The sequence below is a fragment of the Streptomyces sp. NPDC001493 genome, from assembly GCF_053597235.1.
Map to the genome: position 1 here is coordinate 39649 of NZ_JBSFHV010000033.1, position 13311 is coordinate 52959.

The window sequence follows — 13311 nt, forward strand, 5'->3', positions numbered from 1 at the left end:
TGATGCTGGTGAAGTTTGACAGTCATCGACATACTGATTCCCGTGAGCCCGGGAGAACCCGCGCCGCGTTCTCGACCGACGCGGCCGGGTCTTCGCCCGCCGCGTCCACCGGAGGAGAGAACGATGTCCAAGACCGGAACCGACTTCCTGCCACCCCGTACCGGAGCCGCGCCCGCGCGGCCGGGAGCGTCGCCCGGGCTGCGGTTAACCGCCCTCGCCACCGGCTTCGTCATGGCGGCACTGGACGTGACCGTGGTCAATGTCGCCGGCGCCGCGATCCAGGAGGACCTGCACGCTTCGTTGTCCGAGCTGACGTGGATCGTCGACGGCTACGTGCTGGTCTTCGGTTCGCTGCTCCTGCTGGGCGGTGGCCTCGCGAACCGCCTCGGTGCGAAGACCGTCTACCTGTGGGGCATGGCCGTCTTCTTCGTCGGCTCGCTCGGCTGCGCGCTCGCACCGGATGCCGCCGTACTGGTCGCCGCACGCCTCGTGCAGGGTGCGGGTGCGGCCCTCTTCATGCCGAGCTCGCTCTCGCTGCTGGTGCTCTCGTTCCCGGAGAAGCGGGAACGGACCCGCGTGCTCGGCCTGTGGTCGGCGATCGTGGCCACCTCGGCGGGGCTCGGGCCGAGCGTCGGCGGGCTGCTGGTCGGCGCGTTCGGGTGGCAGAGCATCTTCCTCCTCAACCTGCCCATCGGTGTCGTCGGCATCCTGTTGACCATGCGCTGCGTCACCGCGGCCGAGGTCCACCCCGTCCGGCTGGCCGTCCCCGGCCACGTCCTGTGGATCGTGGCACTCGCCGCGCTCAGCTTCGCGCTCATCGAGGGCCCGCGCCTCGGCTGGGGTGCCGGAGCGCTGCTGGCCGCGTACGCCCTGCTCGTGGTCTCGGGCGGGGCGCTGGTGGCGCGAGAGCGGCGGGCCGAGCATCCGGTCATGCCGTGGGGGCTCTTTCGCCGGCCGAGTTTCTCCGGGGCGAATCTGGTCGGGTTCCTCTTCAACTTCGCGCTCTACGGCAGCATGTTCATGCTCGCGCTCTATCTGCAGCACTCCCGGGGGGCCGGTCCGCTCGAAGCCGGTCTGGAGCTGCTGCCCATGACGGTCTGGTTCCCCCTGGCCAACCTCGTCTACGCGCGCGTCTCCGCACGCTTCTCCAACGGGGCGCTGCTCACGCTCTTCCTCGTGGTCGCCGGCGTCGCGTCGCTGGCCATGACCGGTATCTCCGCCTCGACGCCCTACTGGATCGTGGCCGTGGCCGTAGGTACCGCCAACATCGGCGCGGGCGTCATCTCTCCGGGGATGACCGCGGCGCTCGTGGACTCCGCCGGGCCCGAGAACGCCAACGTGGCCGGATCCGTCCTCAACGCCAACCGGCAGATCGGGACCCTGGTGGGCATCGCCGCCATGAGCGTGGTGCTCGCCGCCGTGCCGGACTGGAACCGGGGGCCGGCGGTCTGCTTCCTGCTGGTGGGCGTCGCGTACGTCGCCGCGGCGGTCGCGGCCTGGCGCCTGATCGTGCGGTCCGAACGCCGTGAGGCAGCCGCCGCCTGAGGGCATGCAGCCGCCCGGAGCGGCCCGTACGGTCGGCGTCACACCACGCCGGGGCCCCGCGAGCCCCGCGTGATCCGGACACGAGGCGTCGGCGGATCCCGCCTCAGAGAAGTGTGAGCTGGGTGTGGCCCGGAGCCGTCCCGGTCGTGCCACCGGCCGGCGGTGCGGGCGGGGTGATCCGCCGGGCGGCGCCCCGGGTGGGCGGGCCGATGCCGAACTCGGCGGCGATCTCGTGCACCTGCCGGGTGATCTGCCGCTGGTACCAGTGCGGTGCGTACGAACCGCCCGCGTACATCCGTTCGTACCGTGCGACGAGGTGCGGGTGGTGGCGGCCCAGCCACGCCATGAACCACTCCCGGGCGCCCGGCCGCAGGTGGAGCACGAGCGGGGTCACCGAGGTGGCGCCCGCCTCGGCGACGGCCCGGACCGTGGCCCGCAGCTGGTCGGGGCTGTCGCCGAGGAACGGGATGACGGGGGCCATGAGGACCGCGCACCCGATGCCCGCATCCGTCAGGGTGCGAACGGCCTCCAGCCGGCGCAGGGGGGCCGGGGTGCCGGGTTCCACCGTGCGCCACAGCTCGCGGTCGACGAACCCCACCGAGACGGAGACGCCGACCTCGGTCACCTCGGCGGCCTGCCGCAGCAGGTCCAGATCGCGCAGGATCAGGGTGCCCTTGGTCAGGATCGAGAAGGGGTTGGCGTGGTCGCGCAGGGCGCCGATGATCCCCGGCATCAGGCGGTACCGGCCTTCCGCGCGCTGGTAACAGTCGACGTTGGTGCCCATCGCGAGGTGGTCCCCGCGCCAGCGCGGTGAGGCCAGTTCGCGCCGGAGCAGTTCCACCGCGTTGATCTTGACGACGATCTGCGAGTCGAAACCGGCCCCGGTGTCCAGGTCCAGATAGCTGTGCGTCTTGCGGGCGAAGCAGTACACGCACGCGTGACTGCAGCCCCGGTAGGGGTTGAGTGTCCACTCGAACGGCATCCGGGAGGCCCCCGGCACCCGGTTCACGAGCGAGCGGGCGCGGATCTCGTGGAAGGTCATCCCGGAGAACTCAGGGGTGTCGAAGGTGCGGCTGGTGACCGCGTCGGCGGCGAAGAGAGCGGCGGCCCGCGGCCCGCCCGCAGCCGTCCGCCCGGCGTCCGTGCCCGTGGTGGCTTCGGCGTCCGTGGTGTTCGCAGTGTTCTCGGAGTGCTCGACCAGATGGTCCCAGCGCATCGGCACCTCCTCGGTGGCTCGATTCCGACAATAGAACATATGTTCCCTTGATCGTGCGGAGCGCCCTTCCGGCGAGTGTCGGGACGACTTCGGGCCAGCTCGTGGCCGGTTTTGGAGGGCATGGTCTGGCCGGAGGTTCACGGGCCCGATTTTGAGCGGACCCTCCCGGGGTGGTTGGCTCAGCCAGGGTCTTTCATCAACCGAATGCTGGAGGAACAGCCATGGCGCAGGTCGAAGCCACGACGGAGCGGACCATCGCGGCGGACGCGGAGACGGTGTTCGACGCGCTGGCCGACTACAAGGAGGTGCGGGGCAAGGTGCTGCCCGGGCACTTCAGCGAGTACGAGGTCCGCGAGGGCGGCGACGGTGAGGGCACCCTCGTCCACTGGAAGCTCCAGGCCACGAGCAAGCGGGTGCGCGACTGCCTCCTGGAGGTGACCGAGCCGACCGACGGTCAGCTGGTCGAGAAGGACCGCAACTCCTCGATGGTCACCACCTGGACCGTCACCCCCGCCGGTGAGGGCCGCTCCAAGGCCGTCGTCTCCACCGTCTGGAACGGCGCGGGCGGCATCGGAGGGTTCTTCGAGCGCACCTTCGCCCCCAAGGGGCTCGCCCGCATCTACGACGAGCTGCTCCAGAACCTCGCCACCGAGGTCGAGAAGACCACGAAGTAGTACCCGTCGCCGGACGGTGGATCCACCCGCCACCGTCCGCGCGCCGGTCCCCGTTCCCCGTACGACATTTTCTGTGCGGGGGTCCCGTACGGCGGTCCCCGTGCGGCGGTCCCGAGCGGCGCTCCCCGTATGACGTGACGGTCCCGTTCCCCGTACGACGCCCGGCACTCGGCGCGTCGGACGCCTCACCGGAACGAGTGGTTTTCCAGGGCAACCTGTTCTGCGCCCCACCCCGCTCCCACCGGCGGATACGCCTCCGCGCACGCCGTCCACGCCCCTCGAAGTCGTTTGCCCCGCCTTCCCGCCTGATGCGAGAAATGTGCGGCGCAGTGCGACGAGGGGAGCGTTCCGTGGTGGGTGGCAGCACGCTGGTCGAAGGCGGGCCGGACGGGTCGGGGGACCGGGAGGACCGGGCGGGTGGCCCGCCCCTGATCCCGCCGGACGACACCCCGACCGAGGAGCTGCCCGTACAGGCCGGGCCGCCGCCCGGCCGCCGGGCGTCCGAGGCGCCCGGGCCGCCTGAACCGGCGGTGGCCGAGGGTGAGGTGAACGCCCGTCAGGTCCGCACGGTCTTCCTCGGGCTGATGCTCACGCTGCTGCTCGCGGCCCTCGACCAGATGATCGTCGCCACCGCCCTGCCGAAGATCGTCGGCGAGCTGCACGGGCTCGACAAGATGTCCTGGGCGGTCACCGCCTATCTGCTGGCGTCCACGATCGTGCTGCCGCTCTACGGCAAGCTCGGCGACCTCTTCGGCCGCAAGGGCGTCTTCCAGTTCGCGATCATCGTGTTCGTCGTCGGCTCCGCCCTCGCCGGCTGGTCGCGCACCATGGACCAGCTGATCGCCTTCCGTGCCCTCCAGGGCGTCGGCGGGGGCGGGCTGATGATCGGCGTCCAGGCGATCATCGCCGACATCGTGCCGCCCCGGCAGCGGGGCCGGTACATGGGCCTCATCGGCGCGGTCTTCGGGCTGGCGTCCGTGGCGGGGCCGCTCCTCGGCGGGTTCTTCACCGACCACGTCTCCTGGCGCTGGTGCTTCTACATCAACGTGCCGTTCGGACTGGCGACCCTCGCCGTCATCGCCGTCGTGCTCAAGCTCCCCCGGCCCAAGGTCCGCCCGAAACTCGACGTGCTGGGCGCCGCGCTGCTCGCCGTCGCCTCCACCTGCCTGGTCCTGCTGACCAGCTGGGGCGGGACCGAGTACGCCTGGGGATCGCGGACCATCGTGCTGCTCGCCGTCGGAGCGGTCGTCACCGCGGTGCTCTTCGTCGCCGTCGAGGCCCGCGCAGCAGAACCGATCATTCCGTTGCGGCTCTTCCGCGATTCCGTCTTCAACGTCAGCGGACTGGTCGGTGCCGTCATCGGCGTGGCGCTGTTCGGAGCGGCGAGCTACCTGCCCACCTACCTCCAGATGGTCGACGGTGTGAGCGCCACCGAGTCGGGGCTGCTCATGCTTCCGATGATGGGCGGCATCGTGGGCGCCTCCGTCGTCTCCGGACAGATGATCTCCCGCTCGGGCCGCTACCGGGTCCACCCGATCGTCGGCAGCGCCCTCTCGGCGGTCGGCATGTGGCTGCTCTCCCGGCTCGAACTCGGCACCTCCCGGCTGGAGTACAGCCTCGCCCAGGCCGTGCTCGGCATCGGGATCGGCCTCGTCATGCCGGTGCTGGTGCTCGCGGTGCAGAACTCGGTACGCCCCACCGACCTCGGCACCGCCACCAGCGCCAACAACTACTTCCGGCAGATCGGCGGCAGCGTCGGGGCGGCGATCTTCGGGACGCTCTTCGCCGGACGCCTCGCGGACGCGCTTGCGGTCCGTCTGCCCTCGGGCGCCGGTCTGCCCGACGCGAAGTCCGTCACCCCGCAGCTGATCCGCACGCTGGAACCGGCGCTGCGCGACGCGTACATCCAGGCGTACGTGGACGCGATGCCGCGGATTTTCCTCTACCTGGTTCCGGTCCTGCTGACCGGTCTCGTCCTCGCCTTCTTCCTCAAGGAGAAACCGCTGGTGTCCCACCACAGCCCCGAAGCCGCCGCCGAGCCCGCCGAGATCCCCGCCGCCCGCACCGTCCCCGACGCCGGTGGTGTCCCGGCCGCCGTCACCGTCACCGTTCCCGTACCCGCGACCGCGCCCGTCGTGGTCGCCCACGTCGCCGGGGTGCCGGTACGCGGCCGGGTCCAGCACCAGGACGGGACCACGGTGCCCCGGGCCGCGCTCACCCTCATCGACGTCCAGGGACACCAGGTGGGCCGGGGCGCCAGCGACGGCGACGGGCGGTACGCGCTGAGCGTGCCCGGCTCAGGTTCGTACGTCCTGATCGCCGCGGCCGGAGGGCACCAGCCGCAGGCCGTCAGCGTCACCGTCGGCGAACGGCCCGTCTCCCTCGACATCGTGCTCGGCGGCGCCGGACGCCTCACCGGCCGGGTCCTCACCCCGGACGGCGCCCCGGTCCGCGAGGCGGCCGTCACTCTCACCGACGTACGCGGCGAGGTCGTCGCCTCCACCCGGACCGGCCACGAGGGCGGCTACACCATCGCGGAACTGGTCGCGGGCGAGTACACCCTCGCCGCCAGCGCCGCCGCCTTCCGGCCCGCCGCCCTGCCGGTGAGCGTGCAGGCCGCCCGCGAGACCCGCCAGGACATCGAACTGGCCGGTGGCGCGGTGCTGCGCGGAGTCGTGCGCGCCTCCGGCGGGCGGCTGGTCGAGGACGCCCGGGTCACCCTGCTCGACGCCGCCGGCAACGTGGTCGCGACCCTCACCACCGGCCCGGACGGCGCGTTCCGCTTCGTGGACCTCTCCTCCGGCGAGTACACCGTGATCGCGGCCGGCTACCCGCCGGTGGCCACCGTGCTCCAGGTCGCCGGCGGCGGGCGCACCGAGCGCGACCTCCAGCTCGGCCACGAGGACTGACGGCCCGGGACGGGCGCGGCGCGGGCGTGGTGGGGCCTCCCGGCCCAAGTGGTGTCCGGCGGATCACGGCCGGAGTCGACCTCGATCCGCCGGACACCACCTACTCCTCGCCCCGCTCCCGCGCCGACGTCACCAGCGACACCAACGCCCGCGCCCCCGGGCTCGTCGCCCGCTGCGGCGGGAGCACCACCACGCTCTCGTACCGCACCGGCCGCGCCCCGGCCCCCGGGCCGGACGCCTCCGGCGCCACCAGGTCCAGGGCGATCAGCCGGGCCGCCTCCGGCTTGCGCGCGAAGTGGCGCGGGACGACCGCGATGCCCAGCCCCTCCTGGACCAGCTCCAGCAGGCTGTGCACGTCGTTCACCTCCAGGGCCACCGTCCGGCGCACCCCGGCCGTGGCGAAGGCCGCGTCGGCGGCCCGCCGGGGGCCCCAGTCCGGGTGGAAGTCGATGAACGACTCCTCGGGCAGCGCACCCCACTCGACGCCGGGCAGCCCGGCGAACCGGTGCCCGGCGGCGCACAGCACCACCATCTCCTCGGTCGCCAGCGGAATCAGCTCCCCGCGCCACTCCACCGGGCTCACCGTCGCCGCGAACGCCAGGTCCAGGCGGCCGTCCGCCACCCCGTCCAGCAGACTCATCGTGCCCTCCTGGCGGAGCCGGATCTCCATGTGCGGGTGCTCCCGGTGGAACGCCGCCAGCAGCCGCGCCGGGCTGACCCCCGCCACGCACTGCTCGACCCCCACCGTCAGCGTGCCGCGCAGCAGCCCCCGTACGGCATCCACCGCGTCCCGGGCGGCGCGGGCCCCGGCGAGCGTCCGCACCGCCTCCACCAGCAGCGCCCGCCCCGCCTCCGTGAGCCGTACCGACCGGGTCGTCCTGCTGAACAGCGGCGTCCGCAGCTCCTGCTCCAGCGCCCGTACGGACGCCGACAGACCCGACTGGGAGACGGCGAGCCGCTCGGCGGCCCGGGTGAAGTGCTGCTCCTCCGCGACGGTGACGAAGTGCTCCAGCTGACGCAGTTCCATGATTGATCAATGTAGATGATGAATCCCAGAGGTATTTTCCGTTGGACTGCTGGATCTTTCTCCGTCAGCCTGGGAGGCGGACCTCTTGCGCGGACACCCGCCGCGGAGGAGCCCCCTGGCACCCCGGACCGGAGTGCCTCGTCCGAGAACCGACCTCGCGGAGCCTTTCGTATGTACCTTCCGTCCGCCGACCGCTACTCCGCCATGCCCTACCGGCGCACCGGACGCAGCGGCCTGCTGCTGCCCGCGCTCTCCCTCGGCCTGTGGCACAACTTCGGTGGCGACCGGACGCCGGACACCCAGGCCGCCATCCTGCGCCGGGCGTTCGACCTCGGCGTCACCCACTTCGACCTGGCCAACAACTACGGCCCGCCGCCCGGCTCCGCCGAGACCACCCTCGGCCGCTCGCTGGCCACGGACTTCGTGGGGCTCCGCGACGAGCTGATCATCTCCACCAAGGCCGGCTACCTGATGGGCCCGGGGCCGTACGGGGAGTGGGGCTCCCGCAAGTACCTGCTCTCCTCGCTCGACCAGAGCCTCGGGCGCCTCGGCCTGGAGTACGTCGACATCTTCTACTCCCACCGGCCCGATCCGGACACCCCGATGGAGGAGACGATGGGGGCGCTCGACACCGCCGTCCGCTCCGGCCGGGCGCTCTACGCAGGCATCTCCAACTACTCGCCGGAGCAGACCCGCGAGGCCGCGGCCATCCTCAAGGACCTGGGCACCCCGCTCCTCATCCACCAGCCGCGCTACTCGATGCTGGACCGCTGGGTGGAGGACGGCCTCCTGGACACGCTGGACGAGGTCGGCGCCGGCTCCATCGCGTACTCGCCGCTCGCCCAGGGCATGCTGTCCGACCGTTACCTCGACGGCATCCCGGAGGGCTCGCGGGCGGCGGGCTCCAGCCCGTTCCTGACCCCGGACGCCGTCACCCCCGCGCTGGTCGAGAAGCTCCGCGCCCTCGACGCGGTGGCCAAGGAGCGCGGCCAGTCGCTGGCCCAGCTGGCGCTCTCCTGGGTGCTGCGCGGCGGGCGCGTCACCTCGGCGCTGGTGGGAGCCAGCAGCGTCGCCCAGCTGGAGAACAGCGTGGAGGCCAGCCGCAACCTGGACTTCGACGCCGACGAGCTCGCCCTCATCGAGTCCATCCTCACGGGCGCCGACGCCGCCTGAGGTCAGGCGATCAGGCCCGACTTGCCCCGTCGTGCGACGACGCACCCGCGTCGGCGATCCGGGGCGGGTCGGGCCCGGTCGTACGGAAGGCCGCCCGAGGTCCTCAGTACGCCTCCTCGTGCCGCACAGAGCGGAGAACGGGGTCGATCTCCGCCAGGGACTCGCGCAGGCGACGGGCCCCCGGCGCGGTGCGCTCGTCGGCTTCCCGCACCAGCTCCTCGCAGAGTCGTAGCGCCTCGGCATGGTCCGTGGCGAAGACGCCGAACACGTCGACGACCGCGGTGTGGATCCAGTCGCTGGTGTTCGGTCCGGCCACCGCCAGCGCGGACGCGACGACCGACAGCCCCGCCCGGTCCCGTCGCCGGAGCAAGCCCTGTGCGGTGTGCCGGGTGACGAAGGTGTCGCCCCGGTCGAGCAGGAGCTCAAGCAACGGTCCGAGGGCCTCCGGCATCTCGGCGAATCCCGCCAGGCCGGCGCCGGCATCCGCCCGGTCACGCCAGTCGTCGCTCCGCCCGAGTGCGCCGAGGGCCTCCACGGCCGCACGTCGCAGGTCACTGCTCACCTGACCGTCCACCTGTTCCGCGTCGCGGGCCGGGACGACGCCGGGGCCGCCGCCCGACGGCTCCGGTCCGGTGCCATCGGTCCAGCGCGATCCGGTCCAGCGCGATCCGGCCCAGCGCGATCCGGTCCAGTGCCTCCGGCCCGGTACCCACGGTCAGAGCCAGCCGTTGCGCCGGAAGCCCCGGTGGATCGCGAAGCACGCCAGGGCCATCAGCCCCAGTGCGAACGGGTATCCGTAGGTCCACCGGAGCTCCGGCATGTGCGAGAAGTTCATGCCGTACATCCCGCAGACCATCGTCGGTACGGCGACTATCGCGGCCCACGCCGTGATCTTGCGCATGTCCTCGTTCTGCCCGACCGTCACCTGGGCGAGATGGGCCTGGAGCACCGAGTCGAGCAGGGAGTCGAAGGACGCCATCTGCTCGTTCAGCCGGCTCAGATGACCCGCGACATCACGGAAGTACGGCTGTATCTCCGGCGGTACGGTCGGCAGGGGACGGGTCGCGAGCGCCTGCAGCGGGCGGTCGAGCGGGGCTACCGCCCGCTTGAACTCCAGCAGTTCGCGCTTCAGCTGGTAGATCCGGCCCGCCTCACCGCGCCCGGCGTCCACGCTGAACACGGCGGTCTCCACCGCGTCGATGTCACGCTGCACGGCATCGGCGACATCCAGGTACGCGTCGACCATCCGGTCCGCCACGGCGTGCAGCACGGCGGCCGGCCCCTGCCGCAGCCGGTCCGGGTCGGCCTCCAGGGCCTCGCGCAGCGGGCCGAGCGAACCGTGGCTGCCGTGCCGCACCGTGATCACGAAGTCGTCCCCGGTGAAGACCATCAGCTCACCGGTGTCCACCACGTCACTGGTGGCGGTGAACTGCTCGTGGTCGACGTAGCCGCACGTCCGGAAGACCGCGAACAGCCCCTTCCCGTACGGCTCCGCCTTGGGGTGCTGGTGCCCGCGGAGCGCGCTCTCCACCGCCACCGGGTGGAGGTCGAACAGCGCGGCCACGCGCGCGAGTTCCTCCGGTCCCGGCTCGTGGAGGCCGAGCCAGACGAAGCCGCGCCCGGAGCGCCGGACCCGGCGCAGGGCCTCCTCCGGCGAACCGGTCAGGGGCTGCCGGACGCCGTCCTCGTACGAGACGCAGTTCACGACCGAACTGCCGAGCGGGGAGCGGGCCGGGTGGCTCAGGTCGACCTTGCGGTGGATCGCACGGCTCATCGCCCGGCGGATGGAACGGATCATCGGCACAGCGGCCCCCTCGGCATGGAATACGCGCGGTCAGTTTGCCACTTGACCGGTGCGTTTTCCCAGGCCGACCGTGGTCCGGGGTGAGGAGGGAGTGCGCGCGGGAAGGGTCGGCCAGCCCCTACGCCGCGCAGAATTCGTTCCCCTCAGGGTCCCGCATGATCCACCAGTGTCCGGCCGGTCCTTTGTCGACCTCGCGGACCGGGGTGGCGCCGAGGCCCTTCAGCCGGTCGACCAGCCGGTCGAGGCCGCCGGGTTCGCTGTGGATGTCGACGTGCAGGCGGTTCTTGCCGGACTTCTCCTCGGGAACGTCCTGGAAGAGCAGCCGCCGCCCGGCGCCCACGCCGCTGGTCTCGTCGAACGGGTCGTCGGGGTGACGGATCGCGGCGTAGCCGCGGAAGGTCTTGCGGCCGCCGTGCTCGGTGACGGCCTCCTCCGCGAGCTGTCCGGCGGCCAGCAGCCGTGCGACGAGCGGGCTCGGGTCCTCCACCTCGTAGCCCAGCGCGGCGGCCCAGAAGTCGGCGAGAACCGGCGCGTCCCTGCTGTCGATGACGAGCTTCCAGTGCAGTGCCATGCCTCCACTCTCCCGCATCCGCGCGGTCGGCGCCGCCCGCACGAGCCCCGGCGGGCCGTGCGGGCTCAGGTCACCGACTGCCAGGCGTCGGCGAGTGCGCGGACGGACGGGAACCGGTGCTCCGGTGCGGTCGCCGTCGCCGTCCTGACGACCTCCAGCTGCCCGGGCGTTCCCCGCCACCGCTGTTCCTCGTCGCCCGCGTCCAGGAGGAGGCGGAGGGTCCGTCCCAGAGTGAAGACGGTGGTCCGGACGTCGATCAGCGCTCCGCGGGTGAACTCCTCCGGGGCCATGAAGCGCTTGGACCCGGGCAGCCGGTCCGCCTCCAGGACGAAGGGGCCGGGCCGGTATTCGTCCAGGTCGACCAGCATCATGCGGTGCTGGTCGAAGTCGTACAGCATGCATCCGTCGTAGAGGTCGACCGCGACCGATCCGGCTTCCTCCACGGCCAGATGGGCGGAGAGCACTGCCTCCAGCGCGGAGTGGATCCGGGCAGCGGCTGATCCCTGAACCGCGCCATCGGACTGCCGGGAGCCGCCCGCCCGCCTTGGCGGGAGCGGGTCGGGTGGTAGAGAACCTCACCACTCATCCACGGGTGGACCAGCACCAGGCCGTCGTCCGTGGTGAAGGAGTGCGCCAGGGGCACGATGGCCGGGTGCGAGACCCGCTGGTGGAACGAGACGGCCCGTCGCAGGGAGGTGACCCCGGCGGGCGTCGAAGCGCCTTTCACGAACCAGCGTTGCCCGGACGCCAGCAGTACTCCGTACGAGACGCAGCCGGAGTCCTGCTCCTCGAACCGCCGGAAGACCGTGCCCGACCGGTCGAGGGCCGCTCGGAGCGCCGCGACCCGCGGCACGTGAAAATCGGGGTGCGTCGTCATGGAGCACATGGTGTCACCGGCCCGGTGCCGAACCGGTGCCGGTGCTGCGGGCGGTGCCGTTGCCGGGCGCCGCCCGCAGCACATCAGGGGGCCACCGACCAGGTCAGCGTGTCGGTCGCGGCGGTCTTGGCCGCCGGGTCGCGCAGCGCGGCCGTGGAGTCCGTGACGCGCGCCTGAAGGGTGTGCGGCTGCCCGTCCGAGGCGACGCCGAGCTGCTGCGGCACCACGCTCGTCAGGCCGTGCGCCTGGGTGGCCTCGGCGCCGTCGACGTACCACCGCAGGTCGAGCTGGGAGAGGCCCGCCGCCAGGGAGGCGACGGTCACGGTGACCGTCTGGCCACGGCTCACCGTGGTGGCGGTGGCGGCCGTGGTGAGCGAGGAGGCGTACCGGTAGAAGCCGTTGATCATGGCCTCCCGGCCCGGCAGGTTGAACTGGGTGGTGGAGAGCGACCGCATCAGGGAGTCGGCGGTCGGTCGGTAGACGCCCTGCGGGTAGTACGAACTGCCCGTGTACGTACCGACGGTGCCGCCCGAGGGGTCGGTCTCGCCGAGCCAGCGGTACCACTTGGCCTGGGCGGAGGTCAGCTGCGCGGCGGTGCGGACGGTGGAGTTGGGTTCGACGGGCTCGGCTCCGGTGTACGTGCCGTAGGTGTCGTACGTGTACTCGTCGGCGAGCAGGCCGATGGAGTGGCCTATCTCGTGCGCGGCGATCAGGCTGGACTGGCTGTTGTCGGACGAGAGGGTGGAGACTCCGGCTAAGCCGTACGAGGAGCCGAGCCCCGAGTAGCCCGCGCCGCCGTACTTCGTCGAGTTGGAGACCACGACGACGAGATCGGCCGCGGGGGCCTTGGCGGCGTAGGTCTTGACCTTGGCGAGGTCCGCGCAGATGAGCCGCTCGGTGGCGGAGCACCAGAAGTACGAGCCGAGGGCGGTGTTCTTCACGACGTCCGCCGAGGGGTCGCCGGAGATGCCCGATTCGGCCGAAACGGCTCCGACCGCCCATACGTTGAACAGGCCGGCGTAGCTCCGGTAGGGCTCGATGGCGGTGACGTCCGCCCATCGGGCGCGGGCGTCGGCGAGGAAGTCGGCCTGCTGGTCGGCGGTGTAGCCGTCGCCGATGATCGCCACGTCCATGCGGGCGGAGCTCGGGCCGGTCTGGGAGAGGACGGTGACCGCGCCGTCCGTGGCCGTCGCGGAGTCGGTGGAGCGCGCCGCCGAGGAGGCGGCCGGAGCCGCCGCGTACGGCGACACCGCGGGCACCTGAACCCGGTGTCCCTCGCCCGCGGGGTCGGGGAAGTACTCGGCCTGGACGGTGGATCCGTGCTGCGGGGCGGTGCCGGGAGCGCTGCCCGCCGCGGCCGTACCGGTGGCGGTGGACAGTGCGGCGGCGAGGACCAGTCCGGCGGCGATCGCGGTTCCGCGCATGCGTAGGCGCACGGGATCTCCTTCGTGGGGGGGCGGGCCCGCGTTCCGGCGATGGGGGCGGTGTGGCGCGGGCGGTGGTGGGGGGAGGCGC

At 72.2% G+C, this 13311-nt stretch carries 11 protein-coding genes; 4 read left to right on the forward strand and 7 right to left on the reverse strand.

Annotated features, from left to right (window positions below):
• The first annotated feature begins 123 nt into the window (after positions 1-123).
• Complete coding sequence (locus tag ACWCWD_RS32735) at positions 124-1545, forward strand: MFS transporter (RefSeq protein WP_450778547.1); 1422 nt, start codon at positions 124-126, stop codon at positions 1543-1545.
• Positions 1546-1648: 103 nt separating this feature from the next.
• Here the strand turns inward: ACWCWD_RS32735 and ACWCWD_RS32740 are convergent, their stop codons facing one another.
• Complete coding sequence (locus ACWCWD_RS32740) at positions 1649-2761, reverse strand: Rv2578c family radical SAM protein (RefSeq protein ID WP_450778549.1); 1113 nt, start codon at positions 2759-2761, stop codon at positions 1649-1651.
• Between the two features lie 221 nt (positions 2762-2982).
• Between ACWCWD_RS32740 and ACWCWD_RS32745 the strand changes: the two genes are divergently transcribed.
• Complete coding sequence (locus ACWCWD_RS32745; RefSeq protein WP_450778551.1) at positions 2983-3435, forward strand: SRPBCC family protein; 453 nt, start codon at positions 2983-2985, stop codon at positions 3433-3435.
• Between the two features lie 350 nt (positions 3436-3785).
• Complete coding sequence (locus tag ACWCWD_RS32750; RefSeq protein ID WP_450778553.1) at positions 3786-6344, forward strand: MFS transporter; 2559 nt, start codon at positions 3786-3788, stop codon at positions 6342-6344.
• Positions 6345-6444: 100 nt separating this feature from the next.
• Here ACWCWD_RS32750 and ACWCWD_RS32755 read toward each other — a convergent pair whose 3' ends face one another.
• The gene (locus ACWCWD_RS32755) at positions 6445-7371 is read right to left on the reverse strand and encodes a LysR family transcriptional regulator (RefSeq protein WP_450778555.1); all 927 of its coding nucleotides are present in this window, start codon (positions 7369-7371) and stop codon (positions 6445-6447) included.
• A 171-nt stretch (positions 7372-7542) separates the two neighbouring features.
• On the opposite strand from ACWCWD_RS32755, the gene ACWCWD_RS32760 reads away from it, so the two are divergent.
• Positions 7543-8544, forward strand: a complete 1002-nt coding sequence (locus tag ACWCWD_RS32760; RefSeq protein ID WP_450778557.1) for an aldo/keto reductase — start codon at positions 7543-7545, stop codon at positions 8542-8544.
• A gap of 103 nt (positions 8545-8647) precedes the next feature.
• Here the strand turns inward: ACWCWD_RS32760 and ACWCWD_RS32765 are convergent, their stop codons facing one another.
• From ACWCWD_RS32765 to ACWCWD_RS32785, 5 genes are all read right to left on the reverse strand, one after another.
• Complete coding sequence (locus ACWCWD_RS32765; RefSeq protein ID WP_450778559.1) at positions 8648-9106, reverse strand: hypothetical protein; 459 nt, start codon at positions 9104-9106, stop codon at positions 8648-8650.
• Between the two features lie 153 nt (positions 9107-9259).
• A complete protein-coding gene (locus ACWCWD_RS32770) occupies positions 9260-10342 on the reverse strand; it encodes a magnesium and cobalt transport protein CorA (RefSeq protein ID WP_450778561.1) in 1083 nt (360 codons plus the stop codon).
• 124 nt (positions 10343-10466) lie between these two features.
• On the reverse strand, positions 10467-10919 hold the full coding sequence (locus ACWCWD_RS32775; protein ID WP_450778563.1) for a VOC family protein: 453 nt from the start codon (positions 10917-10919) through the stop codon (positions 10467-10469).
• 65 nt (positions 10920-10984) lie between these two features.
• Positions 10985-11383, reverse strand: coding sequence for a hypothetical protein (locus tag ACWCWD_RS32780; RefSeq protein ID WP_450778565.1), 399 nt, complete (start codon positions 11381-11383; stop codon positions 10985-10987).
• A gap of 496 nt (positions 11384-11879) precedes the next feature.
• A complete protein-coding gene (locus tag ACWCWD_RS32785) occupies positions 11880-13232 on the reverse strand; it encodes a M64 family metallopeptidase (RefSeq protein ID WP_450778567.1) in 1353 nt (450 codons plus the stop codon).
• Between the last annotated feature and the right edge of the window lie 79 nt (positions 13233-13311).

Excerpts from the sequence above, each read along its gene's own strand:
- ACWCWD_RS32735 (WP_450778547.1), top strand. The coding sequence starts at position 124 with ATGTCCAAGACCGGAACCGACTTCCTGCCACCCCGTACCGGAGCCGCG.
- ACWCWD_RS32740 (WP_450778549.1), bottom strand. The coding sequence starts at position 2,761 with ATGCGCTGGGACCATCTGGTCGAGCACTCCGAGAACACTGCGAACACC.
- ACWCWD_RS32745 (WP_450778551.1), top strand. The coding sequence starts at position 2,983 with ATGGCGCAGGTCGAAGCCACGACGGAGCGGACCATCGCGGCGGACGCG.
- ACWCWD_RS32755 (WP_450778555.1), bottom strand. The coding sequence starts at position 7,371 with ATGGAACTGCGTCAGCTGGAGCACTTCGTCACCGTCGCGGAGGAGCAG.
- ACWCWD_RS32760 (WP_450778557.1), top strand. The coding sequence starts at position 7,543 with ATGTACCTTCCGTCCGCCGACCGCTACTCCGCCATGCCCTACCGGCGC.
- ACWCWD_RS32770 (WP_450778561.1), bottom strand. The coding sequence starts at position 10,342 with ATGATCCGTTCCATCCGCCGGGCGATGAGCCGTGCGATCCACCGCAAG.
- ACWCWD_RS32775 (WP_450778563.1), bottom strand. The coding sequence starts at position 10,919 with ATGGCACTGCACTGGAAGCTCGTCATCGACAGCAGGGACGCGCCGGTT.